22 protein-coding genes and 2 tRNA genes are annotated in these 24752 nt (G+C 71.4%); 11 read left to right on the top strand and 13 right to left on the bottom strand.

Translation table 11 applies throughout. The annotated features are described in order from the left end of the window. Positions 1-36: 36 nt before the first annotated feature. Both AC07FT_RS20725 and AC07FT_RS20720 read right to left on the bottom strand, forming a co-directional pair. Complete coding sequence (locus AC07FT_RS20725; protein WP_479177528.1) at positions 37-507, bottom strand: NUDIX domain-containing protein; 471 nt, start codon at positions 505-507, stop codon at positions 37-39. 2 nt (positions 508-509) lie between these two features. After that, positions 510-1253 (bottom strand): XRE family transcriptional regulator, encoded by a 744-nt coding sequence (locus tag AC07FT_RS20720; protein WP_479177527.1) that lies wholly within the window; start codon positions 1251-1253, stop codon positions 510-512. 119 nt (positions 1254-1372) lie between these two features. On the opposite strand from AC07FT_RS20720, the gene AC07FT_RS20715 reads away from it, so the two are divergent. Continuing rightward, a complete protein-coding gene (locus AC07FT_RS20715; RefSeq protein ID WP_479177526.1) occupies positions 1373-1732 on the top strand; it encodes a DUF6415 family natural product biosynthesis protein in 360 nt (119 codons plus the stop codon). 1138 nt (positions 1733-2870) lie between these two features. Here AC07FT_RS20715 and AC07FT_RS20710 read toward each other — a convergent pair. Beyond that, on the bottom strand, positions 2871-3314 hold the full coding sequence (locus tag AC07FT_RS20710) for a GntR family transcriptional regulator (RefSeq protein ID WP_479177525.1): 444 nt from the start codon (positions 3312-3314) through the stop codon (positions 2871-2873). Positions 3315-3458: 144 nt separating this feature from the next. On the opposite strand from AC07FT_RS20710, the gene AC07FT_RS20705 reads away from it, so the two are divergent. The 6 genes from AC07FT_RS20705 (at position 3459) to AC07FT_RS20680 (ending at position 8903) form a co-directional block, all read left to right on the top strand. Continuing rightward, positions 3459-3806, top strand: a complete 348-nt coding sequence (locus tag AC07FT_RS20705; RefSeq protein ID WP_479177524.1) for an SCO3933 family regulatory protein — start codon at positions 3459-3461, stop codon at positions 3804-3806. A gap of 14 nt (positions 3807-3820) precedes the next feature. Beyond that, entirely contained in the window at positions 3821-5194 is a 1374-nt protein-coding gene (locus AC07FT_RS20700; RefSeq protein WP_479177618.1) for an FtsK/SpoIIIE domain-containing protein, read from the top strand. Between the two features lie 45 nt (positions 5195-5239). Beyond that, complete coding sequence (locus AC07FT_RS20695; protein WP_479177523.1) at positions 5240-5863, top strand: DUF2637 domain-containing protein; 624 nt, start codon at positions 5240-5242, stop codon at positions 5861-5863. A gap of 132 nt (positions 5864-5995) precedes the next feature. After that, the gene (locus AC07FT_RS20690; protein ID WP_479177522.1) at positions 5996-7450 is read left to right on the top strand and encodes a replication initiator; all 1455 of its coding nucleotides are present in this window, start codon (positions 5996-5998) and stop codon (positions 7448-7450) included. Then, the gene (locus tag AC07FT_RS20685; protein ID WP_479177521.1) at positions 7447-7629 is read left to right on the top strand and encodes a helix-turn-helix domain-containing protein; all 183 of its coding nucleotides are present in this window, start codon (positions 7447-7449) and stop codon (positions 7627-7629) included. The genes AC07FT_RS20690 and AC07FT_RS20685 overlap by 4 nt, the downstream gene beginning before the upstream one ends. Beyond that, the gene (locus AC07FT_RS20680) at positions 7629-8903 is read left to right on the top strand and encodes a site-specific integrase (RefSeq protein WP_479177520.1); all 1275 of its coding nucleotides are present in this window, start codon (positions 7629-7631) and stop codon (positions 8901-8903) included. Before AC07FT_RS20685 ends, AC07FT_RS20680 begins: the two co-directional genes overlap by 1 nt. A gap of 89 nt (positions 8904-8992) precedes the next feature. Here AC07FT_RS20680 and AC07FT_RS20675 read toward each other — a convergent pair. After that, positions 8993-9065: transfer RNA gene (locus AC07FT_RS20675), tRNA-Arg, on the bottom strand. 309 nt (positions 9066-9374) lie between these two features. Further along, a tRNA-Ser gene (locus AC07FT_RS20670) sits at positions 9375-9465 on the bottom strand. Positions 9466-9670: 205 nt separating this feature from the next. Here AC07FT_RS20670 and AC07FT_RS20665 point away from each other — a divergent pair. After that, positions 9671-10120 (top strand): SSI family serine proteinase inhibitor, encoded by a 450-nt coding sequence (locus AC07FT_RS20665; protein WP_479177519.1) that lies wholly within the window; start codon positions 9671-9673, stop codon positions 10118-10120. Between the two features lie 232 nt (positions 10121-10352). Beyond that, positions 10353-14648 (top strand): PAS domain-containing protein, encoded by a 4296-nt coding sequence (locus AC07FT_RS20660; protein WP_479177518.1) that lies wholly within the window; start codon positions 10353-10355, stop codon positions 14646-14648. A gap of 150 nt (positions 14649-14798) precedes the next feature. On the opposite strand, the gene AC07FT_RS20655 is transcribed toward AC07FT_RS20660, so the two are convergent. The 6 genes from AC07FT_RS20655 to AC07FT_RS20630 form a co-directional block, all read right to left on the bottom strand. Next, positions 14799-16451 (bottom strand): long-chain fatty acid--CoA ligase, encoded by a 1653-nt coding sequence (locus AC07FT_RS20655; protein WP_479177517.1) that lies wholly within the window; start codon positions 16449-16451, stop codon positions 14799-14801. Positions 16452-16661: 210 nt separating this feature from the next. Continuing rightward, on the bottom strand, positions 16662-17192 hold the full coding sequence (locus AC07FT_RS20650) for a SigE family RNA polymerase sigma factor (protein WP_254746067.1): 531 nt from the start codon (positions 17190-17192) through the stop codon (positions 16662-16664). A gap of 155 nt (positions 17193-17347) precedes the next feature. Continuing rightward, the gene (locus AC07FT_RS20645) at positions 17348-18259 is read right to left on the bottom strand and encodes a DUF1906 domain-containing protein (protein WP_479177516.1); all 912 of its coding nucleotides are present in this window, start codon (positions 18257-18259) and stop codon (positions 17348-17350) included. A 65-nt stretch (positions 18260-18324) separates the two neighbouring features. After that, the gene (locus AC07FT_RS20640) at positions 18325-19491 is read right to left on the bottom strand and encodes a lipid-transfer protein (protein WP_479177515.1); all 1167 of its coding nucleotides are present in this window, start codon (positions 19489-19491) and stop codon (positions 18325-18327) included. After that, positions 19488-19946 carry a MaoC family dehydratase gene (locus AC07FT_RS20635; protein WP_479177514.1) on the bottom strand — a complete coding sequence of 153 codons (459 nt, stop codon included), beginning with the start codon at positions 19944-19946 and terminating at the stop codon, positions 19488-19490. Before AC07FT_RS20635 ends, AC07FT_RS20640 begins: the two co-directional genes overlap by 4 nt. Beyond that, on the bottom strand, positions 19943-20947 hold the full coding sequence (locus AC07FT_RS20630) for a bifunctional MaoC family dehydratase N-terminal/OB-fold nucleic acid binding domain-containing protein (RefSeq protein ID WP_479177513.1): 1005 nt from the start codon (positions 20945-20947) through the stop codon (positions 19943-19945). The genes AC07FT_RS20635 and AC07FT_RS20630 overlap by 4 nt, the downstream gene beginning before the upstream one ends. 637 nt (positions 20948-21584) lie before the next feature. On the opposite strand from AC07FT_RS20630, the gene AC07FT_RS20625 reads away from it, so the two are divergent. Both AC07FT_RS20625 and AC07FT_RS20620 read left to right on the top strand, forming a co-directional pair. After that, positions 21585-22580 carry a bifunctional DNA primase/polymerase gene (locus tag AC07FT_RS20625; protein WP_479177512.1) on the top strand — a complete coding sequence of 332 codons (996 nt, stop codon included), beginning with the start codon at positions 21585-21587 and terminating at the stop codon, positions 22578-22580. A gap of 272 nt (positions 22581-22852) precedes the next feature. Continuing rightward, positions 22853-23659 (top strand): hypothetical protein, encoded by an 807-nt coding sequence (locus AC07FT_RS20620; protein WP_479177511.1) that lies wholly within the window; start codon positions 22853-22855, stop codon positions 23657-23659. Between the two features lie 69 nt (positions 23660-23728). Here the strand turns inward: AC07FT_RS20620 and AC07FT_RS20615 are convergent, their stop codons facing one another. Next, positions 23729-24097: a helix-turn-helix domain-containing protein gene (locus tag AC07FT_RS20615; RefSeq protein WP_479177510.1), complete on the bottom strand. Its 369-nt coding sequence runs from the start codon at positions 24095-24097 to the stop codon at positions 23729-23731. Between the two features lie 240 nt (positions 24098-24337). After that, positions 24338-24478: a hypothetical protein gene (locus AC07FT_RS20610; protein ID WP_479177509.1), complete on the bottom strand. Its 141-nt coding sequence runs from the start codon at positions 24476-24478 to the stop codon at positions 24338-24340. Positions 24479-24752 lie beyond the last annotated feature (274 nt).

Genomic DNA, 24752 nt, shown 5'->3' with positions numbered 1-24752 from the left:
GTCTCCTCAATCGAGTGGTGCGGAGCCCTAGGGTTATCAACCCAGGTAAGGGCGCTCGCGATGCTCCAGGAAATGACGAAGGCGGAGCCGCTGTGTGTGGTGCATAGGTAGCTGATCCAGCTCCCCCTGTGGCACGAATCGCAACTCTGTGGATTCGTCCGAGATCGCGAGTTGGCCGCCGACCACCCGGGCCGTGAAGCAGACGTTGAACTGTCGGCGCACCTCGCCATCCGTATACGCGATGACGTGGCGCGGGTCGGTGTACGTGCCGACGAGACCAGTGATCTCGACATCCAGGCCGGTCTCTTCCTTGACCTCGCGGATCGCCGTACCTGGCAGCGAGTCGGACATCTCCATGCCGCCGCCCGGGAGTGCCCAGAGGTCGTTGTCCCGGCGGCGCTGGAGGAGGATGCGGCCTTCCTCGTCGGTGACGACGGCGGACGCGGCCACAACCAAGCTGTTCGGCTCTGGTGCATCCGGGTCGTCGTAGTACTCGGTCCGTGCCATGGTCAGTCGTCCCCTACCGGTGTCGCTGTCGCCCACACCGCGTCGAAGCTGGCGGCGTAGGTGTCGAACATGCCGCCTACCCCGCTCCGCCGCAGATGCCACACGGGGGCAGCAAAGGCGTTCACGCCCCAGACGTGGGCATTGACCAACGCCTGATCATCCGCGCGGTAGATCGAGTTGTAGAGCGTCGTGGCGTGGGTCCGGACCTCGATGCCCGGTGTCCCGATGAGGGGGCGGTAGTGCATGAGCGCGAGTTGGCACCGGGATTCGATCCCGTGGCCGAACTTCTCCTCCTCGCCCCGCAGCCTGACATTCTCGCTGTTGGCGTCACCGACGGCGATGCGGACCGCGCAGCCTTCGGCAGCCCGCTCCTGCAAGAGGTCGTTGAGCCGGGGGTACGCCTCGTGCAGGAAGACGGCGGCGTACACCAGGATGTCGATGTGCTCACGGGCCTCGGACAGCAGGTCCACGAACGCGGACACCGGGATGTCCGCCCGCTGGTCGTAGAGCGCGACTAGTTCAGGACTCACCGCGCGTGCGGGTCGCGACTGTCGGAGCGATGGCCATATTGCGTGCACGTCTTCTCCCAGGGTTTCAGCTGCCCTCATGGCCGTGGTCCGGCGCGGCGTACGCCCCAGATTCACCCATCGCTCAACGGACTTGGGGTCGACTTCGACCTTCTCCGCGAGGGTGGCGTACGTCCAGCAACCGGCCGCCATGGCGGCACGTAGCCTCTCGTTCGGCATCCGAGTCTCTCCCTGCTCCCGGGGACGGCACTAGGGACGTTTTACATGACGCGGGACGTCCCAAAGTGGGGTTTGGCGGTGGTTCCTACGTCCTGGCGAGCGATCAGAAGATGCGTTCCATGGGCACCGACAACACTCTTAGAGCAGCTGTGGACGTCGCGGAGGTCAATTCAACGATCGACCGCGCCTTAGTGATGCGGACGGGGCTTCCTCCGTACAGCGAACTGGTGGAGCTGCACCAGACGCTCCGGTGGCATATCCGGACGCTGTTACCGCTGGCTGAGGCTCGGATTGAGCGCATGGACCGGGGCACGGTGGACTGGTACGACCGGCGGTGCCGGTTGAACACCATCCCGCACAAGGTCGGCCGGGGGCTCGGCTCGGGGTTGCAGTCCGCTGATGACCACGTCCGCAGCCTGGGCTACACGTGCAAGTTCCTGCTGGAGAACTCCGGCCTCACCCCGGAGCCGGACCAGTGAGGTGAAGACCGGGCGGGAGCTGATGTCCATGGGTCGGCTCACGGCTCCCGCCCTCACACCCCTGGGTGTGGTGACTGTGCGGCGGACAGCGCCCCGTTCGCCGGAGCGCAGATGTCACCACCACTCCCAGATGGGCGGCGGACACTGCACCGTCCGCCGTCAGCGGTCCGGCTCCCCCGTCTCGTGCCCTTGACGATCCGCGGGACGGGGGCCGGACCGCGCACAACAACCGCAGACGCAAGACCGGACTACCCCTCAAACCCTGGCAGGCGTGGGGTAGTCCGGTTGAGAGTCCCTGTTCAGGACCCCGGTGCCGATGGTACCGGGGATGTCGTCGTTCGCTCGTTCGAGGACTGCCCGCCCGTCTGGCACGGATCGATCAGGGACAACAGGAAGGCTCATGGTGATGCGAGGCGGACGGGGGACGGTGCGTTGCTGGCCAGCCCGGGTAGTGGCGCGCTGTGGGCACGCGGCCGGCCGGAGAGTGTTGGGGCGGTGTCCTGCCCGGTCTGGGGTCGGGCATGGTCAGGGGGCCGTACGCTCGTTGGCAACTCGGGCAGGCTTTGGACCTGCCCGCAATAAGCACGAGTGGCCCCCTGGCCTTGCCCGACGCGGGACCCGGACCGGGGAGGTGCCTCAAGACTCTCCGGCCTGCCGCCACCAGCCACCGGACCCCGGCCCTCACTACGGCGTCACCGCGGATTCCCACAGCGGCCCGGCGGTCGGGCGCGTGGTCCTGGTCGTGCTGCTCGATCGGCGCCCATCGCCCACTGCGGCCCCGCTGGCTGCCCGGAGTGCTTACTGCTTCCCGCGGATCGCTGTTGCGGTCTGGCGCGCTGAGGGGACCGGGGGCGCCGCTGAGCGGGGCGGCAGACAGGAGCGGGCGGCGGCCCCGGGCCGCCAGCGCGCGCGGCCCGCGCGAGCGGGCCGCCTTGATCCAGTAAAGAAACTCTGAACAGCTCGCTCCGGAGGATCGCAATGCGGGATGCGCGCAGCCAACGCGCAGACGACACAAGGGAACTGGTGCTGAGCGGGCAGGAGGGGAAGCTGTTGGCAGAGATCGCGGCCATGGCTGAGCGTCTGCGCGGTGAGCTGGAGGAGATGCGTGCGGAGGTGGCGGAGCTTCGGCAGGAACCGGCTATACGTCCTGACGCGCCTTGAGTTCGGCGACTTCCTGCTTGAGGGACTGGACCTCCGCATTGAGGGTGCGGAGCTGTTCCCGGACAGCTAGGAGTGCTTCGGTGATGCTTCCGGCGGCTTCCGCGCCTACCAGACCTCCGGCCTCAGCATGCCTGGAAGGGGACCCCTTGGCCTCGATGACGTAGACGTTCCCGTCCTCGTCCTGCGCGATCGCATCAGCCACGTAGCTGCCGCGCCCCTGCACGGTGTAGATCAGGCCCTCGTCGCGGAGTACGCGCAGTGCACTGCGGGCGGTCATGTTGGCGATCCCGAACCGCTCTTGCAGCTCCCGGTGCGAGGGGAGCTGTTCCCCCGGCTTGATCTTGCCCGCCGCGATCTCGCTCCGGATGGCCTCGGCTGCCTGCTGATACGGCGGGCGGGCGTCGTGCGTCGGGGGCGTCATGGTCCAAGGGTAGCCGTGTTAGCTCACCTATCACAGGCACTCCCACGAACAGACATGTCTAACCCTGTTGACCTAGCTAGCCGAGCTAGCCCATAGTGGTGACCCGGCCGCACGAGCGGTTGGCCACGAAAGGGAGCAAAAGGCATGGCTATGACCCGTATCCGCGTGGGGCTTCTGCCCTCGACGCAGTTCATCGCTGGCACGCTGCCGATGCCGAAGGTGAAGGACCCCGAGACGGGCGAGGTCGCCACGGACCGGGACACCGGCGAGACCCTGCACACCCTGACCGTCTTCCTCATGGAAGAGGGCCGGGCCGAGCAGATGAAGATCACTGTTCCGGAGAGCGGTCTGCCCGAGGGCATCCAGCCGGGTGTGCCGGTGCGGGTGACCGACCTGTTCGCCACCCCGTGGGCCCGCGTCTTCAACGGGCAGCTGTCCGACGGCGTGGCCTACCGGGCGACCAAGCTGGAACTCGCGGCGGTGGGCAAGTGACCATCGGCGACACGATGGGGTCTGCCCCGGCTCTGGCCGGGGCGGCCCTGGCCCTCCTCCTCATCTGGACCGTGTGGTGGGTGGTGCGCTACGTGCGTGCCGACGTGATGACGCGGGCCAGCATCCGGCAGGCGATACGTGTCCGGTACGGCTGGCGTCGGCTGGCCCCGATGGCCGGACTGTCGGTGGCCGACAAGACCCCGCCCGCCGTGATCGTGGCCCCGGACGGGAAGGTGCCCAAACCGCGGATCCTGATCCCGAAGATCCGGGTCACCTCCGACCGGTACGGGGTGCTGGTCCGCGCGGGGTGCCTTCCCAAGGTCGGGCTGGCGGAGTTCCAGAAGGCGGCGCCGTACCTGGCGGACGCGTGGCGGTGCACCCGGGTCTCCGTCCTCCCGGACACCCCGGGTCAGCTGGTGATCCGTGGCGTACGGATGGACCCGCTGACCATCCCAACCGAGCACACCCCCACCGGGTCCGTGCCGGAGGAACTGACCGCATGGCACCTGGGGTTGGACGAGTACGCCCTGCCGGTGAGCGTCAGCCTGGCCAACGTGCCCGGCGTCACCGTGGCCGGGCTGCCCGGCTTCGGCAAGACGTCGCTGGTCAACAAGTTCATCTGTGACACGGCGCCGTCGCCTGCGATTCAGTACGCGGTGGCCGACGGCAAGGTGACCTCGTCCCATGAGGGCGACTACGCGGACCTGGTGCAGCGGACGTTCGCGTTCGCCGGTGACGACCTGGCCGAGGCGAACCAACTCTTCAAGGAGTTGGTGACGCTGCGGCGGAACCGCTCGGCGTCCATCCGTGCACTGCTGGGCGTCAAGAACATGTGGCACCTCGGCCCGACGGCCGCATGGCCGCTGGCCGTGCTGATCATCGACGAAGCGCACACCTACTTCCGCGACCACAAGGGATCGGACGCTCAGTCCAAGAAGCTCGCCGCGCTCGCGGCGGAGAACGCGCGGCTGGTGGAGGACCTGGTGAAGAAGGGCCGCAGCGTCGGCATCCTGGTGATCATCGCGACCCAGAAGGGGACCGGCGATGCCATCCCCACCTTCATCCGGGACGTGTGCCCGGTGGGCCTGTCCTTCGCGCAGAAGACCGCCGACGCCTCCGTTGCCGCCCTGGGCGAGGACATACGGAACTGGCCGGACGCCAACCCCACGGCACTCCAGGACCCCGCTTACGTCGGCGTGGCCTCAATGGCTCACCAGGGACGTCCCGGCTTCACCCGCATCCGCACCCCCTACGTCGCCGATGCCGACGCTGCCCGCATCGCCACCGACACCGCCCACCTGACCCACGACCCCGCCGAGCTCCTGGAGCAGCTCGCGGTCTCCACCCTCGGCCGGACCGACCCGCTCACCATGATGATCGCCGTCTGACCGCTGCCGTCTCCCCTGCGCGCTCTGGAAGGAGGTGAATCCCCCATGTCCGAGGACCGGATCACTCAGCGCACCGTGACCGTGATCATGGGCATCATCGCGGGCCTGGCCTTCGTCTTCTCCTTCGGCAACGTCTGGGCCCTGGCTCTGCGCCTGGGTGTCCCCGGGCCGATCGCGCCGCTGATCGCCCCGATGGTGGACCTGTCCGTTGTCGGCCTCCTGGTGGCCCTGCGCTATCTGTCCCTGCGGGGCGTGGCCGCCGAGCACATCAAGGGCGCCACCCGGCTCATGCACCTGTCCGGGCTGCTGACCCTGGCCCTCAACATCGCCGAACCCATCGTCGCCAAGCACTACGGCCGCGCCGCCGTGGACGCGGTCGCCCCCCTCCTCCTCCTGGGCTGGGGAGCGGTCGGGCCCCAACTCCTGCGCCACTTCCACACCGTGGCCCACACCGCCCCGGCCCCCGAACCGGTGGCACCACCGGTCACGCCCCAGCCGGAAGCCACCCCGCCGGTCACCGTGCCCGCGCCGCTGCTGAACGCGGCCCGCACCATCGCCACCGCCCACCAGGCCGAGCACGGCGAACCCATCAGCCCAACCCAGCTCCGGGCCCGCCTCGGCGTCGCGATGCCGCTGGCCGCCGCCGCGCACGCCCAGCTCTCCGCCTGATCCTCCGGCCGGCCGTCCCGGCAATCCAGATTCCCCAGCCCCATCCCGGCTCCCTCCGCCATGCCCCGGGGCAGCACTCGCCCCCCTCGCCCCGTGCTGCCCCCGGGCCTGGCACCAGAAAGGACACCTGTCGTGAACGCCCCCCTGGACCTCCGCCATGTGGCGAGCCTGGCCCTGCGGGACCTCATCCACCTCGCCCACCTCCCCGACTTCGACCGCGTCCGAGAGCAGATCAACGGGGTCCGCGGCTGCACCCGACCCGTGCAGCTCGTCGGCTCCACCCAAACCCGCGACACCGCAACGAACACGGTGCTCCGCTCGTACAGCACCGCCGACGAACCCACCGGACGGCTGCTCACCACCTGCGGCAACCGCCGCTCCTCCCGCTGCCCGGCCTGCTCCCGCCTCTACGCCGCCGACACCTACCACCTGATCCGGGCCGGGCTCTCCGGCGGCAAGGCCGTGCCCGACACCGTCCGCACGCACCCGCGCCTCTTCGTCACCCTCACCGCCCCCTCGTTCGGGCCGGTCCACAACCGCCGCACCAGCGAAGCGGGCGAGACCCTGGCCTGCCGCTGCGGCGACCGCCACCGCAGCGATGACCCCGCGCTGGGCACCCCGCTGGCCCCGGCCACCTACGACTACACCGGAGCGGTGCTGTGGAACGCCCATGCCGGGGCACTGTGGGCACGCTTCACCACCTACCTGCGCCGCGAACTGGCCGCCCATCTCGGTCTGACACAGAAGGCCCTGAAGGCAGCGGTGCGCGTCTCCTTCGCCAAGGTCGCCGAGTACCAGCGGCGCGGCCTGGTCCACTTCCACGCCGTGATCCGGCTCGACGGACCTGAGGGCAGCAATGAGCCCCCGCCCCGGTGGGCCACCGCCGACGCCCTGACCCACGCGGTCAAGGCTGCGGCTGAACGCGCCGTGCTCACCGTGGCCTCCGACGCCATCGGCGAACGCCACCTCACCTGGGGCGATCAGCTCGACATCCGCGAAATCGCGGCCCTGGGGGAAGGCGAGCTCACCGACCAGAAGGTTGCCGCCTACGTCGCCAAGTACGCCACCAAGAGCGCCGAGGACTCCGGCACCGTAGACCGCTCCCTGCGCTGCCCCCACTGCACCGGACGCGGCTACCAGAGCGGCCCGGACGGCTTCCGGGACCTGTGCGACCCGTGCGACGGCACCGGCCAGTCCGAACCCATCGCCGACCTGCCCGTGCACAGCCACGTCCGCCAGATGATCCGCACCGCCTGGGACCTCGGCCACCTGCCCGAGTTCGCCGAACTCAACCTCTGGAAATGGGCCCACATGCTCGGCTTCCGAGGCCACTTCTCCAGCAAATCCCGCCGCTACTCCACCACCCTCGGCGCCCTCCGCGACACCCGCCGCGCCTGGCGCACCGAGCGCGCACGCGCCGCCAACAACGACGGGCCCGAGCTGGCCGAGGAAAGCACCCTCGTCGTCTCCCACTGGCAGTACCTCGCGTCCGGCTACAGCCCCGGCGAGGAACTCCTCGCCGCCCAGGTACGCCACGAAACCGCCCTCGCCGACCGCCGCAACACAGAAGGGGACCCCTGGCTGTGACTCCGGGACTGCTCAATGTGGACCAGGTCGCCGCCCACCTTCAGGTGAGCCGATGGACCGTCTACAACCTCATCCGCTCACGCGAGCTGGCGTCCCTGACCATCGGCCGCTGCCGCCGCATCACCGAATCCGCCCTGCACGACTACATCACCCGCCAGACCGAAGGAGAGGCCGCCTGATGGCAAAGAAGAACTCGAACGGCGAGGGCTCGATATGGCAGCGGAGTGACGGTCGGTGGACCGGGTCGGCCTTTGTCCTCACGGCCGATGGGACGTACAAGCGGCGATACGTCTACGGCAAGTCGTGGGATGACGTCCACGACAAGGTGACTCAGCTCAAGGCGGACTCGCAGAAGGGTGTTCCCGCCGTCACGAGCAAGCTGAGCGTGGGCGAATTCCTGACGTACTGGCTCGCCAACGTCGCCCGGATCAAGGTGCGTCCGACCACGTACGCGGCCTACGAAACGCTGGTCCGGATCTACCTCGTTCCGGGCCTCGGTAAGAAGAAGTTGGCGCGGCTCGCCGCACGGGACATACGGACCTTCCTCGCCGCCACGGCGCGTACGTGCCAGTGCTGCGCCCAGGGGAAGGACAAGACTCGCCCGGAGCGGAAACAGCGCTGCTGTGCACTGGGCAAGTGCTGTGAGTCGTACCCGTCCGATCGAACCGTGCGGTTCCTCCTGGTGCTGCTGCGGGCCGCGCTGGAGCACGCGGTCCGGGAGGACGAGTTGCCGCGCAACGTGGCCAAGAACGTTGAGCTGGGCATGGGCACGAAGCGCGAGATAGAACCGCTGACCGTGAAGGAAGGGCGTCAGCTCCTGTCGGCGGCGCGTGGCAACCGGCTCTGGGCCGCGTACGAACTGGCCGTGCGGATCGGCCTGCGGCGTGGAGAAGTCCTCGGCCTCCGGTGGAAGGACGTGGACATGGTGGACGGCTCAGTCACCATCCGCCAGACCCTCCAGCGCGTTGGCGGGGAACTGCTGATCGCCGCCCCCAAGACTCAGCGCTCGGCCCGCCGGGTGGCTCTGCCCGCCGAGTGCGTGACAGCGCTCCGGACTCGCCGAGCCCAGCAACGCGGGGACCGGGTCGCTGCCGGAGACAAGTGGAAGGGCGAGGGCAGTGATCTTGTCTTCACCACAAAGAACGGAACACCGATCGAGCCGCGCAATCTGAACCGCTCCTTCACCCTGCTGTGCGACAAGGCTGGGGTCCGGCGCGTCCGCTTCCATGACCTCCGGCACACGTGCGCGTCGCTACTTCACGAGCAGGGGGCTGACGCCCGGATGATCATGGAAGTACTCGGGCACAGTTCGATCCGCGTGACCATGGACATCTACACCTTCGTTCGACTGGACTCTCAGCGCTCGGCCTTCGACCGCGTCGGTGATGCCCTGCGTGACAGCAACGCGGGCGAGGACGACGGGGGATGGGACGGAGTCCCAACAGCGGTCTGACGCACCGCGCGGCGGTTGCTGTCAACGTTGCTGTCAATACATACGCAAGAGGCCCCTTCCATCAATTGGAAGGGGCCTCTGAGCTGCTGCGCGCTCGGCAGGATTCGAACCTGCAACCTCTTGATCCGTAGTCAAGTGCTCTATCCGTTAAGCTACGAGCGCTTGGCTTCCCGGCGGCTTTTCTTGCCGGTCGGCGTTGCGGGGACAACATTACATGACCTGCGGCGTCACGCGAAATCCGTTTCCCACACCACCCCTGACCTGCGGAAACTCCACTTTTGAGGGTCGATCCGCCCGGTGTCGGAACCCGTCCGGGAGACAGAAGGAGACCGAGGTCGGAGCCATGATCGATTCACCGGTCGACACGTAGCGCATACGGGCGGGCACATATGGTCACGTCGCTGAGCAGGGCGCGTCGGCCAGCACAAACGCAGGAGCCCCGGCCGAAATCGGCCGGGGCTCCTGAGGAAGCGGAGGCTGAGGGATTTGAACCCTCGATGGGCTTTAAGGCCCAAACCGCATTAGCAGTGCGGCGCCATAGACCAGACTAGGCGAAGCCTCCAGCACACCAGTCTCATCACGCGAGCGCGATGTGGTGTGTGCAGATGATGTCACAGCCCAGCGGGATGTCACCAATCGCGCCCTACGGTACTCGGCGGGCGGGCACCACCGCAAAGCCCTATTGGCGGCGCAACGCGCGCGGGGGCGGCGCGTTAGAGGAGGCAGGGGCAGCGCGCCCCGTATCGATCACACCAGGAGCGCCCCCCATGGCCCTGCTGCACCGCCTCGCCGCCACCGCCGCCGTCACGACCGCCGCCTCCGTCGCCGCGCTGGCCCCCGCGTGGGGGACACCGCTGCCGCTGCCACTGCCGATCGACGGGGAGAGCGCCGACCGTCTGGTGATCACCGTGAGCGAGAGCGGGGGCCCGGCGGACGCCGCGCGGTACGTGCTGTCCTGCCACCCGACCGGTGGCACGCATCCGCGGGCGCGGGCGGCGTGCGGGCAGCTGGACTCGCAGACGGAGTGGGGGCGGGACCCCTTCGCCCCGGTGTCGCCCGCGGCGATGTGCACGGGGGTGTACGGGGGACCGGCGACCGCGCGGGTGACCGGGCACTGGGCGGGGCGGCCGGTCGACGCGCGCTTCGACCGCTCCAACGGGTGTGAAATCGCCCGGTGGGATCGGTTCTCCGTGGTTTTGCGCATGCATGGCAGCTGATGCGTGGTGATGGGAGACGACCGGGGGATTGGCCGGGACGGAGAAGGGCCGGTCCCCGGAGAGGTTTGTCCGGGCGTGCGTCGAGACGCGTACGTCGTGCTGCGAGCTCGCTCTCATCTACCGTCGCTCCCGGCGCCGGTGCCCGTAGACTCCCCTAGAGACACTCCGCAGACGGGGAGCAGAATGACCGCGAGTGTCAGCAAGGTGCGGTAGTCAGGGAGGAAGCGTCGTCGTGAGCAGCAGGCCATCCCGAGGCGCTGCTCGCCTCGCAGCGATACTCGATGCCCTTCCGGACGCGCTGCTGCTGGTCAACTGCAACGGCACGGTCGTCAACGCCAACCACATCGCGCTCGAGTCCTTCGAAACCCCGGGAACCGCGCTCGTCGGTCGTGGTCTGCTCGACCTGCTCCCCTCCTTCGATCCCAATCGCATTCCCGGGTCGATGCGGCGCCCCACGGACTCGGAGCAGACGAGCGGCACCAAGCCGACCCGGATGATGGCCCGGCGCACCGACGGGGCGCAGTTCCCCGTCGAGGTGACCAGCGCCAATCTGGAGGACGGCCGGACCCCCTACGCCGATCAGTACAGCTACACCGGCGATGAGCTGCTGATGCTCATCGTGCGCGACCTGACCGGGACGCTCGACACCGAGGCCGAACTCGCCCGTCAGCAGCGCCAGACCGAGATGATCCTGCGCGCGGCGGCGGAGGGCGTGGTCGGCGTGGACACCGAGGGCAAGGTGGTCCTCGTCAACCCGTCCGCGGCGCAGATCCTCGGTTACCGGGCCAGCGACCTGGGCGGTCAGGAGCTTCACTCTCTTGTACACCACTCGCGCCCGGACGGTTCCCCCTTCCCGTTCGAGGAATCGCCGCTCGCCGACACCCTGCGGTCCGGCCGCAAGCACCGGGTGCGCGGCCAGACGCTGTGGGCCAAGGACGGCAGTCAGGTCCCGGTCGATCTGACGACGGCGCCGGTGCGCGACGGTGAGCAACTCGTCGGCGCCGTGATGACCTTCACCGACCGGCGGGCCGAGCAGGCCATGGCCACGTCCCACGCCGAGGAGGTGGAGGGGCTCACCTCGCGGCACGCCGAGGAGCTGAAGGCCCTCGCCGCCCGGCACGCGACCGAGGTCGAGGAGCTCAACGCCCGGCACACCCAGACGGTGGAGAAGCTCCAGGAGGAGCTGACCGGGGAGCGCGAGCGGTACGCGGAGCGGCTGGAGTCGCTCACCGACCGGAACGCCCAGCTGCTGGCCGTGCTCGACCAGTCGTTGCGCGGCCCGCTGCTGGAGCTCCGCCACGAGCTGGGCGTCCTCGCCGACGACCCGGCGGGGCAGCTGTGGCCGGAGGCGAACCAGATCCTGCACCACCTCGCCGCCGGGTACACCCGGATGACCACGCTCGTCGACAACGTCCTGGGCTACCAGCGGCTCGACGCGCACGGGGAGGGGCTGGCCCGGCGCGTGGTCTCCATGGACGAGGTCGTGTCGGCCGGTGTCGAGGGCGCGATCGAGCTGATCGGTCCTGGGCGGGCGCAGTTCGCCGTGCACGCGCCGCCGATCGAGGCCGAGGTGGACGCGGAGCGGCTGGCCCAGGCGCTGGCCCACCTCATCGCCGATGTCGCCGGGGTCGACTCGACCGGCAAGGCGGCCTCGGGCGGCGCCCCCACCGGGGACTCGACGATCGTGGTCGCGGCGGCCCAGCGCGGGAACGTCATAAGGATCGAGGTGCGTGGCCCCTACGCGGGCGGCGACCCGGTGCACGAGCCCATCGTGCGCGGGATCGTGCGCCGGCACGGAGGCGTGCTCCAGACCCATGAGATGCCGGGCATGGGCGGACACGCCTATGTCCTGGAGGTGCCGATCTCGGCCGCCGCCGCGGACCAGGAGCGCACGGACGCCGCGCCGGGCGCGGAGCGGAGCGACGGAACCGGCGGTACGCGGGGGCAGGGCACCGCGGGCGGTACCGCGTCGGCCGGTGACACCTCCGGTGGCGGTACGTCGGGCGGTGGCACGGCCGGGGACGGCACCGGTCACACACCGACCGGGCGGCGTCGCGCCCGTCCGCACCCCGACGAGACGCCCGCCCCGGGCACCGCCACCCAGGACACCGACGGCAACGGGACGGAGACCGGCGAGCCGGACGCGGGCGACCCGGCGGCCGAACAGCCCGCCGCCGACGGTGATGACACCGGCGCGCACCACAACGAGCCCCGGCCCACCGGACGCCGTCGCGCCCGTCCGCACCCCGACGAGACCCCCGCCCCCGGCACCGCCACCCAGGACACCGACGGCAACGGGACCGGTCACCACCGCCACGCCGGCGCCGGCGAGGGTCCGGAGGCGGCTCCGCGCCCGGTCGGCCCCGCCGGTATGGGCGTGGTGCCGCCGCAGGGCATGGCCGCCCCCGGTGGACGGCGGCGCGGCGCCCCCGCGCAGGAGAACGGTGCCACCCCCCGGGCCGCGCTCGCGCTGCCCCCGGCGGCGGCCGACGCCACCGGCCCGGCCCCGCACCAGCAGCCGCAGCCGCAGCCGCAGCCGGGCGCCGTGCCCGCGCTGCCCGCTGCCCGCGGGCCCGAGCACGAACAGCTCCCGCAGCATGAGCAGGTTCCGCCGCACGAGCAGCAGCAGGCGCAGTGGCACCAGGCCCCGCAGGACACCAACGGCGGCCAGCCGGACGGGGCTTCCGCCCCCACGGGCCGCCGCCGCGCCCGCCGCGCGCTGGCCGAGGCCCCGGAGCGGCTCTCGCCCGAGCAGGAACAGGCCCAGGGACAGCTTGCGGCGGAGCCGGGTGCCGCCCGGTCCCCCTTCGCACTGCCGCCCGCCGCGGCCGACCGGACACCGGATTCCGGGACGCTGCCGCCGGAGCTGGGCCCGGCCGGACCGGCCGGACTGGTCCCGGCGCAGCACAGTCCCCGTGGGGCCGCGCAGCCGCAGGCCGGTGGCGGTCTGGCCGTCCGGGGTGAGCCCGTACCGCCGGGCGGTGCTCCGGGGCAGGGGGAGTCGGCCATGGCCGCGCTGCCCGCCGCCCGTGGACCCGAGCACGAGCAGCTTCCGCCGCACGACCAGCAGGCCCAGCCGACCGGGCGCCGCCGGGCGCGTCGGCCGCTGTCCGAGGAGCAGCCGGAACCGCCCCAGCAGAGCGGTCCGCAGCAAAGCGGTCCGCCGTCCGGCCAGTGGCCCGGGGCGACAGGTGCGCCGAGTGCCCCCGCGCGGCCCGGTTCCCAGCCGCTGCCCGCCGAGGCGGCGCCGGGCGCGGACTCCACCCAGAGCCGGGCGTTCAGCGTGCGGACCCTCGGGCAGGGTGTGCCGTTCGCCCAGCAGGTCGGTGAACACGCCACGGGTCAGCATCCGACCGGACAGCACCCCATCGGCCAGCACCCCACCGGGGTCCAGCGCCTGGGCCAGCCGCAGGGCGGCCGTCCGCAGGGGCAGCAGCCGACGGCGCAGCCCCAGACGCCCTCCGGCGGTACGGCCACCGCGGGTTCGGGCCGACGGCGCAAGCTGGCCGCCCGGCCCGACGTACAGGAGCCGGAGCAGGACGGGCCCGTCCCGGAGAGCGCGGCGGCCGCGGGCCGGACGCCCGCGCCACAGCCGCAGGCCGGGGCCCAGCCCACGGCACCGGCGCGTCCGCAGCCCGGCGCGGGCGGCTCGCCGCCGCATCGCGCACCGGGGCCGCAGAACTCGGGCCGCGCCTTCGCGATCGGCGCGCCCGACGAGGGCGTCGAGGGACCGGAGCCGCTGGACGGACCGAACGGCGCGATCGAGGTCGTCGACGACCGCACCCCGCCACCGGACGACGAACTGCCCCCGGAGCCGCTGGACAACCCGCGCCGCCTCCTGGTGTGGCCGGCGCCGGACATGTCCACGCAGCAGGCGCTGAGCGACCGCGGCTACCGCCCGGTGATCGTCAACTCCCGTGAGGAGGTGGACGCGCAGATCGCCGCGTATCCGGCAGCGCTCTTCGTGGATCCGCTGACCGGGCCGATCACCCGCACCGCGCTCCAGTCGCTGCGTACGGCGGCGGTCGCCGCCGAGGTGCCGGTGCTGGTGACCGCGGGGCTCGGCCAGGCGACGCGGGAGGCGGCGTACGGCGCCGACCCGGCCGTCCTGCTCAAGGCGCTCGCCCCGCGCGACAGCGAGCAGCATCCGCCGCGCGTCCTGCTGATCGAGGAGCACGAGCCGATCGCGGCGGCACTCACGGCGACGCTGGAGCGGCGCGGGATGCAGGTGGCCCGCGCGGCGACGGACGCCGACGCGGTGACGCTCGCGGGCCAGATGCGGCCGAACCTGGTGGTGATGGACCTGATGCAGGTGCGCCGCCGCCGGGCCGGGATCGTGGACTGGCTGCGCGGCAACGGTCTGCTCAACCGCACCCCGCTGGTGGTCTACACCTCGGCGGACATCGATCCGGGGCAGCTCTCGCGGCTGGCGTCGGGCGAGGCCGTGCTGTTCCTCGCGGAGCGTTCGACGAGCGACGAGGTGCAGGCACGGATCGTGGACCTGCTGGCGAAGATCGGCACCAACTGACGCCGGCGATCGGCGGCACCGGCCGGTGGAGCGGCGGGCGGGGCGAGCGTCTCCCCGCCCCGCGCCACCGCTCCCGGGCCCGGTTCCGACCGGGGCCGGGCTCCGGCCGGGCCCGGTTCCGACCGGGGCCGGGCTCCGGCCGGGCCCGGTTCAGTCCAGCTCGGTCACCTCCAGCTCCCCGTCCGCGTACTGCTTCCGCAGCAGCTTCTTGTCGAACTTGCCCACGCTCGTCTTCGGCACCACCGGGATCAGCGCCCAGCGCTCGGGGAGCTGCCAGCGCGCGATCCGCTCGGCGAGGAAGGCCCGGAGCGTCCCGTAGTCGGCGGTGGCGCCCTCCTTCAGCACCACGGTGGCCAGCGGGCGCTCGCCCCACTTCTGGTCCGGAACGGCGACGACCGCCGCCTCCGCGACATCCGGATGGCCCATGAGCTGGTTCTCCAACTCGACCGAGGAGATCCACTCGCCACCGGACTTGATGACGTCCTTGGCGCGGTCGGTCAGCACCAGATAGCCGTCGGGCGTGATGGTGCCGACGTCACCGGTCTTCAGCCAGCCGTCCTCGGTGAACTTGTCGTCCGGGCGGAACGGCTCACCCGCCGCGCCTCCGTAGTACGACCCGGCGATCCACGGGCCACGCACCTCCAGCTCACCCGCCGTCACCCCGTCCCACGGCACCCGGCTGCCGTCGGGCGCGGTCAGCCGGGCCTGTACGGAGGCCGGGAAGCGGCCCTGGCTGACGCGGTACGGCCAGGCCGCCTCCTCCGACACACCGGCCGGCGGCTGGGCGATGGTGCCCAGCGGCGAGGTCTCCGTCATGCCCCAGGCGTGCACCACGCGGATGCCGTGGCGCTCCTCGAACTCCTTCATCAGGGCCGGCGGGCAGGCCGCACCGCCGATGTAGACATTCCGCAGACAGGCCACGTCCCGCGGGTTCGCGTTCAGCTCGGCGAGCAGCCCGTGCCAGATGGTCGGCACGGCGGCGGCGATGGTGGGGCGGACGCTCTCGATCATCTCGGCCAGCGGCTCGGGCTGGAGGAAGCGGTCGGGCATCAGTATCGAGGCGCCCGCCATGAAGGCGGCGTGCGGAGTGCCCCACGCGTTCGCGTGGAACATCGGCACCACCGGCAGCAGGGTGTCGCGCCCGGAGACCGCGAACGACTCGGCGCTGTTGACCTGCATGGAGTGCAGATAGATCGAACGGTGGCTGTAGGCCACGCCCTTGGGGTCCCCGGTCGTCCCCGAGGTGTAGCAGAGCGCGGCGGCCTCGCGCTCGTCGAGCTCCGGCCAGTCGTACGCGGTGGGCCGGCCCTCGATCAGATCCTCGTACTCATGGACCCGCGCACCGCAGCCGTCGAGGAGGGAGCGGTCGCCCGGACCGGTGACCACGAGGTGCTCCACGGAGCCCAGGCCGGGGAGGAGCGGGGCGAGCAGGGGCAGCAGCGAGCCGTTGACGATGATCACGCGGTCCGCCGCGTGGTTCACGATCCAGCTGAGCTGCTCGGCGGGCAGCCGGAGGTTGAGGGTGTGCAGCACGGCGCCCATGGACGGCACCGCGAGATAGCACTCCAGATGCTCGCAGTTGTTCCACAGGAGGGTGCCCACGGGCTCACCGCGCTCGACCCCGAGCTCATCGCGCAGCGCGTGGGCGAGCGCGGCGGAACGTCCGCCGACCTCCCGGAAGGTACGGCGCTGGGGCGCACCCTCGCCGGTCCAGGTGGTCACCTCGGCCGCGCCGTGCACGACCGACCCATGCATGAGGATGCGGGTCACGGTCAGCGGTACGTCCTGCATCGTGCTGAGCACCGGGGCCTCCAGGGTTCCGGTTACGCGCGGGTAGAAGTGCCGCTGATTCTGCTGCCGACCGGCTGGTATGTCATCCCCTGTGGATAACTCCGCTGTGGATAACCCCTGTTCCGCGCCGCACAACGTCACCCTTCCGCGCCGCCCCGCGCTGCCCCGCACCGCCCCCCGTCGCGCCCGCGCCCCCGTCCATGCGGGCGCCTCCGTCGCGGATCAGGCCGCGCGGGAGAGCTCCGGGTCCTCGCGCAGCTTGCCCAGGGCCCGCGAGACCGCGCTCTTGACCGTACCGACGGACACCCCGAGCACCTCGGCGGTCTGGACCTCACTCAGGTCCTCGTAGTACCTGAGGACGACCATGGCCCGCTGGCGGTCCGGCAGCCGCAGTACCGCACGCCACATGGTGTCGCGGAGCACCTGCTGCTCGGCGGGGTCGGGAGCGGGCACCGGATCCGGCTCGGGCAGCTCCTCGCACACGAACTCGTCGACCTTGCGCTTGCGCCACTGCGAGGTACGGGTGTTCACCAGCGCCCGCCGCACATAGCCGTCCAGCGCCTTGTGGTCCTCGATGCGCTCCCACGCCAGGTACGTCTTGGCCAGCGCGGTCTGGAGCAGGTCCTCGGCGTCGAAGGCGTTGGCGGTCAGCGAGCGGGCGGTGCGCAGCAGAACCGGCCCGCGCGCCGTCACGTACGAGGAGAACGACGGGAACGCGGCGGTGGATGCGCCCGTGCACACGGTCGTGGTCATGTCTCCACGCTATGAGCGCGCAGGTCATCACGGATCGGCCCCAGGTGCCGAAGCCGCGTCCGCCTCTGGTTGTAGGGGTGGGGCTGCCACCACCTCCTGAGGGGGGAGGAGGTGTGGAGAGCGTCAGGGATCCACCGGAGGGGTGCGGGCCCCGTTCAGTCGACGATCGCGACCGGCGCGTCCACCCTGTTGCGGTCGATCCGCAGCGTCCGGCCGCCGTGCGTGACATCGACGTTGCCACGGTACTGGTGGATGCGGCGGTGCGGCTGCCAGGCGGCCTCGGCCACGGCCGGCTCCCCGTGCAGCGACGCCTTTCCGGTCCAGCGGGCGAACCAGAGGACGGAGGGCAGGTCGTCGACGCCCGCCCGCCGCGCCTGTTCCATATGGCGTACCCCGGAATCCGCGCTGCTGTAGAAGCCGGGGAAGTAGCCCCGCGCACTGACTTCGCGGTTCCAGGCGCGGATGAAGGAGAGCGTGGTGGCGGCGCAGCGCGCGTCCGACCGGTCGTACGCCTCCATGTCGAGGTAGAGCGCGCTGCGCTCCTTCATGCCCAGCGCCTTGGCGCGGACCACCGCGTCCAGCGCCTCCGCGCGCCCCTGCGCCCAGGGGGCGGGACCGATGGGAACGCGCGTCTTGTCGATGTTGCGGACGCACGGTGACTGGGAACCGACGTAGACGGGCAGTGCGTGCCACCCCAGTTCCGCGGCACCGCGCAGCCAGGAGGCGGTGAGATGCGGCTGGACCGGGCAGGCCCGGCCACGGCCGCCGAAGTAGACGCCGAGAGCGCGGTAGCGGGAGCCGTGCCAGGCACGCAGGGTGCTGAGGGGCGGGGTGTGGCAGGTGTCGAAGGCCCAGCCCGTGAAGACCTCGGCGCCCAGCGTGCGGGGGTCGGGGAGCGCGGACGGCGCCGACGCGAAGCCGCCGGCCCGGGACGACGCGGGACGCATGGCCGGGGACGAGCCGGTGGGCACACCGTCGGACGAGGCAGGGGCGGCAGCGGCGATCGAGGCGGCCAGCGCCATGGCCAGACCCGCGGAACAGCTCGTGACCGTCCAACCCCTCTGCATTCTTCGGTTCATATGACAAATGAAGGGGGACGGAGAACGACGGGGCCCGCAGACACGCGCGCGGTTCAGCCGTCTGCGCCGAGGAGGAGCCCGGATGTCGGTACCCCGGTGCCCGCGGTGACCAAGACGCGCGCGGCGTGCGGAACCTGGTTGACCGAGGTGCCGCGGATCTGCCGCACACCCTCCGCGATGCCGTTCATCCCGTGCAGATACGCCTCGCCGAGCTGGCCTCCGTGCGTATTCAGGGGGAGCGCGTCCTCGGCGACGAACCCTGGCGCCTCACCGCGTCCGCAGAAGCCGAACTCCTCCAGCTGCATCAGGACGAACGGGGTGAAGTGGTCGTAGAGGATCCCGACGTCGATCTCGGCCGGAGTGAGCCCGCTGTCCCGCCACAGCCGCCGCGCCACCACGGCCATCTCCGGCAGCCCGATGAGGTCGTCCCGGTAGAAGCTGGTCATCTGCTCCTGGCCGCGCCCCGCCCCCTGCGCCGCGGCCGTGATCACCGCGGGCGGATGACGCAGGTCACGGGCGCGCTCAACACTGGTGACCACGATGGCCTGACCGCCGTCCGTCTCCTGGCAGCAGTCGAGCAGCCGCAGCGGTTCGACGATCCAGCGCGAGGCGGCGTGCTCGGCGAGGGTGATCGGCCGGCCGTGGAAGTACGCGGCCGGGTTGGTGGCCGCGTACCGCCGGTCGGTCACGGCCACGTGGCCGAAGACCTCGGACGTCAGCCCGTGGACGTGCAGATAGCGCTGTGCGGCCATGGCCACCCAGGACGCCGGGGTGAGCAGACCGAACGGCAGCACCCAGCCGAGCGCGGTCCCCTCGGCCGAGGGTTCGCGGTGCTGGACGCCGGACCCGAAACGCCGTCCGGAGCGCTCGTTGAACGCGCGATAGCAGACGACCACCTCGGCGACCCCGGTCGCGACGGCGAGGGCGGCCTGCTGCACGGTGGCGCACGCGGCGCCCCCGCCGTAGTGCACGCGCGAGAAGAACGACAGTTCGCCGATCCCGCACGCCTGGGCGACGGTGATCTCGGGGCTGGTGTCCATCGTGAACGTGACGAGCCCGTCCACATCGGCGGGGGTGAGCCCGGCGTCGGCCAGGGCGGCACGCACGGCCTCGGCCGCGAGCCGTAGCTCACTGCGGCCGGAGTCCTTGGTGAACGCGGTGGCGCCGATGCCCGCGACGGCCGCGGCACCGCCCAGCGCGCCGGTCCGGCGGGCGCTCACCGGGGGCCCTCGGCCGGCCCCGCCGGCCCGGACGACGCGGCCGGGACAGATGTGAGCGGCGCGTCGGCGTCCGGGAGCCGCACGGTGACCGTGCCGGTCACATGGTTGCCGATGCCGTTGGCGCCCGTCACCGCGACCTCCACCGCACCGTCGGCGACCGAGGTGACCTCGCCCCGCAACACCATCTCGTCTCCCGGATAGTTGGGAGCGCCGAGCCGGATCGCGACCTTCCGCAGCCGTGCCCGCGGTCCGAAGTGATCGGTGACGTAGCGGCCGACAAGACCGTTGGTGGTCAGGATGTTCATGAAGATGTCCGGCGAGCCCTTCTCCCTGGCCGCCTCGGCGTCGTGGTGCACGTCCTGGTAGTCCCGCGAGGCGAGGGCGCCGGAGACGATGAGGGTCCGGGTGATCGGGACGCGCAGTGGTGGCAGGGCGTCGCCCGCGCGGACGGTCATACGGCCTCCTCCGCCGTCGCCCGGAAGACGGGCAGCTCCATGGCCCCCTCGGCGTCCTCGACCCGGAGGAACTCCAGCTCGACGGGCATGCCGATGCGCACCTTGTCGCAGGGGACCCCGGTGATGCCGCTGACCATGCGCACGCCTTCCACGAGTTCGACCAGCCCTACGGCATAGGGCGGTTCGAAGGCGGGGAAGGGCGGATGGTGCATCACCACATGGCTGAACACCGTGCCGCGGCCGGACGCCTCGGCCGTCTCCCACTCCGGTGCACCGCACCGGCCGCAGCCGGGCAGCCAGGGGAAGCGGAGAGTGTCGCAGCCGGTGCAGCGCTGGAGGAGCAGCCGGTGCGCGGCGACGCCCTCCCAGAAGCCCTCGTTGTCCCGGTTGACGACGGGACGGGGACGCGCCGCCTTCGCCGCGCCGGGAGGTGACGGCTCCGGCCGCGGACTCCGGCGGGCGGGGGCGTACTTGAGGACGCGGAAGCGGTGCGTGCCGACCAGGTCGGCAGCGACCCGGATGTCCATCCGGGTGGTGATGAAGTGCCCGGAACCCAGCGCCGTGTTCTTGCGCGGGGAGACGGACTCGATCACCGCGTCGAAGCGGACGCGGTCCCCCGGGCGCAGCGGGCGCAGGTACTCCTGCTCGCAATCGGTGGCCACGATCGAGGTGCAACCCGCGTCGTCGAGCAGCCCGAAGAGCTCGTCGTACGCACTGGTCCGGGTCGAACCGGCGGGGTGGCCCGCGAGTCCGCCCATCGTCCACGCCTGGAGCATCGTGGGCGGGGCGATCTCCGGATAGGCGGGGTTGATGTCACCCATCGCCTCGCACCAGTGCCTGATCATGGGCTCGTTGACGGGGTCCCGGCCCTCGCCGTCGGCCACGGCCGTCCGGCCCTCGAACGACTTCAGCCGTTCGTCCAGCCGATGCGGTTCGTGCGGGTCGCGTCGTTCTCGTGGCTCGCCGGGCGCGGCTTCCCCGGCCGTCCTCTCACCGGTCATGGGCAGTGGGCCCCCTTGGAAGGTCGGGGTGACATGGCTGGCCTCAGCGAAGAGCTTTCTGACTATCCGTCAGATAATTTGAGACTGTCAAGACACGACGGCACGTACGGCCGCGCGGCGGCATCGAGACACCACCGCGCGACCGTACGACCTCACCCGTCCCCTGGAGTCAATGAATCACCACTGTTCGCTCTCGTTTCGTTCCGGACACCACCTCTGCCCCCCATGACGCCCCCCGGCGCTTCCATCCCCTCGTCACGCCTCGCTCCCCGGTGGCGACCTGCCTCCATGCGATCTGGGTACGATCCCGGGCCTCCATCCGGTGCGGATGGTGTACGTCTCGGCCATCCCGCCCCTCCGATCCGAACGCTCGGCAACCCTTGCGGAAGCAGAGTTGCCCCACCGCATCCCGGAACAACCGCACCGGACACCTCAATTACCACGTAAGCATGAGGAAATGGAGTTAAACGTGCCGAGCGCCCTCGCTCCTGGAGAGCGCGCCCACGCGCCGCCCCTTCCCGCACCCGACGAGACCTCCGGCAAGGGTGGGGAAGCGGTTTCCGCACAGATTCGGCCATCCTCAACAGGCTCCCCGACCCCCTTCCCATGACCGAACACTTGTCCGAACATGGGAGACATGGCGACCACCGCACTCGCCCACGCCCTCGCCGCCGCGGAGCACGGCTTCCGCGTGATCCCACTGACCCGCGCGAAGCTGCCCGCCGTGCGCTCCCCACACCACCGCGACCCCCGGTCCCCGCCCTGCCGCGGCACCTGCGGCCTGATGGGCCACGGCATCCACGACGCCTCCGCGGACCCCGAGACCGTCCGCGCACTGTTCGCGGCCGCCCCGTGGGCGACCGCGTACGGCATCGCGTGCGGATGCGCTCCGCACCACCTCATCGGGGTCGATCTCGATGTCCGGCCCCATGGCCCGAACACCTCACAGGGCGCGAACGGCGGCCCGCACGACAGCCCGCACAGCCCGCACGTCCCGCACGGCCTTGCGGGCCGGGCCCGTACGGACGGCCCCGCCGCCCTCGCCCGGCTCGCCCGCGAACACGGCTTCGCCGTCCCGCGCACCGTCACCGTGCTCACCCCCGGCGGCGGCCGCCACCTGTGGCTTAGCGGTCCGCCCGGCCTCACCGTCCCCAACTCGGCGGGCCGGCTCGCCCCCGGAGTCGACATCCGCGGCGCGGGCGGCTATCTCGTCGGGCCCGGTTCGGCCGCGGCGCGCGGCGGCTATCGGCTGGCCCCCGGCTCCCCCGTCTGGACCCCCGCCCCCGTCCCGCCCGCGCTGCTGCGGCTCCTGCGGCCGCCGGCCCCTGCCCGGCGACCTCTCGCGCCGGCCGGCAGCCGCCCGCCCGAGCCGCGTCCCGCCGCGCTCACCGCCCTCGTACGGTTCGTCCGCGAGTCCCGCGAGGGCCAGCGCAACACCCGGCTGTTCTGGGCGGCCTGCCGGGCATACGAGGCGGGGGCGGGCGCACAACTCGCGCCCGACCTGGTCCAGGCGGCCGTCGACACCGGGCTGAGCTGTCGCGAGGCACGGGCCACGGTCGCCTCCGCAGCGCGCGGCGCCGCCCGTCACCTCCAGCCCCCGGCCGTCGGGCCGCCACCGCTCGGGCCCGCCTGACGGGCGGTGCGACACGGTCCGGCCGCGGTCGACGGGGGCTCGGGACGCGGTGCGAGGTCGGCGCGATCCGGTGGTAAGCGGAATGCGATCCGTGCATCACGCGAGCGGAGGGCACTATCGTGACCACGCGACGAGGCGCTCCGTGTACGCACCGCACACACCACGCGCCGGTCCTTCCGCCCTCCGGGCGGACAGCGCTGGGACTCCCGCTCTCCCCGTGACCGGCCGCTCGCCTCCGGCGCACCGGCAGCGAGGCGCGGGCAGGGGGAGCAGTGCACGAGCTCTACGCACAGCAGTGGTTCGCGCAGGTCGCGTTACCCCTCGCCGCCTGCGCGCTGGTCACCTGGATCTCGCTGATCCACCGCTACGCCGACAAGGGCAGGCTGCTGGGGACCGTGCGGTCCACGACGCTGTGCGCGGCGATCACCGGCTGCACCTGCGCGGCGGCACTGATCACCATCACCCTGCTGCTGCCGCACGCGGCCGACGTCCCGCCCGCCGTGGCCGCGGCGGCCGCGGGCGGGGCGCTGGCCCCGCGCGTCCGTCAGCAGCAGAACCAGCAGTCCACCCCGCCCTTCGTCGCGGTGATCACGCTGGGCATCGCGGTGCTGCTGGACCGGCTGGAGCGACGGCTCGCCCATGACATGTACTGCCACTGCCACCGGCTGGTCCGGGACTTCGGAACCGTCGCCGAACTGCGGATGTTCGCCTTCGACGCCCGCGGATATCTGCGCGGCTCCACCCCGGTGACCAAGGAACGGACGGCGATCAACACCTTGTACGAGGAGGTGGACCAGTACCTGGACGAGGCCGCCAAGGTGGAGGCGAAGATCGATTCGAGCTGCCGGCAGCGGGAGCTCCAGGACTTCCCCGTCGAACTTCACAGCGCCACCCGGGAGGAGTCGGAGGACCGCCGTCAGGCACTGGCCATGGCCAAGGAAGCCTGCGTGAAGATGCTGGAGTTCGGCTACCGGACGGGCAAGCGCAGCGCCGACCGCGATCTTGTACGGCTCCGGGACCAGGCGCTGGCGGAAGAGCCGCTGGAGACGGTGGGAGCGGGCGGCGCGTCGCATCCCTGAGCGCATCAAGCACCCCTGGCCCGCTGACACACCTGCCCCGCAGGGCCGTTCACCGGCCCGGGGACCGCCTCATGGGGCGTAGACGAAGGAGTCGTCGCCGCGGCCGATGGCCCGGCGTCCGCTGTCGGCCTTGGGCTCAACAAAGCTGATCTTGACGTCCAGTTCCAGCGCGTCCGCCACCGCGGCCAGACTTCTCAGCGTCAGATTCTCGTCACCGGACAGTATTTGGCTGACCCGTCCCGGGCTCACATCCATCAGCCTGGCCAGATCCGCCCTGCTCATATCCCGCTTGCCCAGCAACCCGGCGACCTCGACGGTGGCTTGACGGGCCAACCGGGCTCCGGCGAACTCCGCGGTCTCCCCTTTAGGGCCCTTGCTCTTCCACGGCATGCACACCACTCCCAGCCACACCTGTCGCACCCGGTCGACGAGCCTCACTCGTCCTTCTTCACAGGTTCCCACCTTTAGCTACAACTAAAAGCCCTCTTTGCCGTGTCCCGCATCTCAACTGCCCGCCACTCGGCGCACCCAACGGCTCTGACCTGCGCCAACGACCACACCGTAGGTTTTCGGCCAGATCGCCGCCCGGTCCGGCACCGTCCTGTAACCGCCGGACCGGGCGGCGACGGTCGGGGGAGGTTCACCGCGGTGGGGCTCCGGTGCTCCCCACAACTGGTCCTACGGCTCGTCCACGCCGATCCAGGTGAGGTGGAAGCCGAACTGCTCGGCGGTCTCGGGGGTGAGCCGACGTCCGCCGCGCCTGGCGTCGTCCGCCCAGCGCAGGTAGACACGGAATCCCGTGGCGGTGGCGCTGTACACGGAACTCGTCCCGACCGCCCACAGCTGGCTGCCGCCGGTGGAGTTCAGGGGATCCGGACGCCCGGGGCCCGCTGCCCCGGCCCGACGCCGGACGCGCCACAGGACAGCAACGAGGGCTCGTGCCCCTCTCGCTCCTCGTTCGACGCCTCCTCGGATTCCCTCGGAGAAGGCCCTGCCGAACCGTCCGGCCCTCCCCGGAGAATTCCCGCCACGTCGAAGTACCGGGAACCAGCCGCCCGTTCGGAACTCAGACCACCGCGCTCCGCCCCACGCC

The sequence above is a fragment of the Streptomyces sp. NPDC045899 genome (genome assembly GCF_056431485.1).
This window is presented reverse-complemented; position numbering and strand designations above follow the sequence as displayed.

Bases quoted from the DNA above. Each gene is read 5' to 3' on its own strand.
- AC07FT_RS20710 (WP_479177525.1), bottom strand. From the start codon at position 3,314: ATGACGCCCCCGACGCACGACGCCCGCCCGCCGTATCAGCAGGCAGCC.
- AC07FT_RS20635 (WP_479177514.1), bottom strand. From the start codon at position 19,946: ATGACCGTCCGCGCGGGCGACGCCCTGCCACCACTGCGCGTCCCGATC.
- AC07FT_RS20665 (WP_479177519.1), top strand. From the start codon at position 9,671: ATGGCCCTGCTGCACCGCCTCGCCGCCACCGCCGCCGTCACGACCGCC.
- AC07FT_RS20650 (WP_254746067.1), bottom strand. From the start codon at position 17,192: ATGACCACGACCGTGTGCACGGGCGCATCCACCGCCGCGTTCCCGTCG.
- AC07FT_RS20680 (WP_479177520.1), top strand. From the start codon at position 7,629: ATGGCAAAGAAGAACTCGAACGGCGAGGGCTCGATATGGCAGCGGAGT.
- AC07FT_RS20705 (WP_479177524.1), top strand. From the start codon at position 3,459: ATGGCTATGACCCGTATCCGCGTGGGGCTTCTGCCCTCGACGCAGTTC.
- AC07FT_RS20630 (WP_479177513.1), bottom strand. From the start codon at position 20,947: ATGACCGGTGAGAGGACGGCCGGGGAAGCCGCGCCCGGCGAGCCACGA.
- AC07FT_RS20645 (WP_479177516.1), bottom strand. From the start codon at position 18,259: ATGCAGAGGGGTTGGACGGTCACGAGCTGTTCCGCGGGTCTGGCCATG.
- AC07FT_RS20700 (WP_479177618.1), top strand. From the start codon at position 3,821: ATGGGGTCTGCCCCGGCTCTGGCCGGGGCGGCCCTGGCCCTCCTCCTC.
- AC07FT_RS20725 (WP_479177528.1), bottom strand. From the start codon at position 507: ATGGCACGGACCGAGTACTACGACGACCCGGATGCACCAGAGCCGAAC.
- AC07FT_RS20720 (WP_479177527.1), bottom strand. From the start codon at position 1,253: ATGCCGAACGAGAGGCTACGTGCCGCCATGGCGGCCGGTTGCTGGACG.
- AC07FT_RS20695 (WP_479177523.1), top strand. From the start codon at position 5,240: ATGTCCGAGGACCGGATCACTCAGCGCACCGTGACCGTGATCATGGGC.
- AC07FT_RS20715 (WP_479177526.1), top strand. From the start codon at position 1,373: ATGGGCACCGACAACACTCTTAGAGCAGCTGTGGACGTCGCGGAGGTC.
- AC07FT_RS20625 (WP_479177512.1), top strand. From the start codon at position 21,585: ATGGCGACCACCGCACTCGCCCACGCCCTCGCCGCCGCGGAGCACGGC.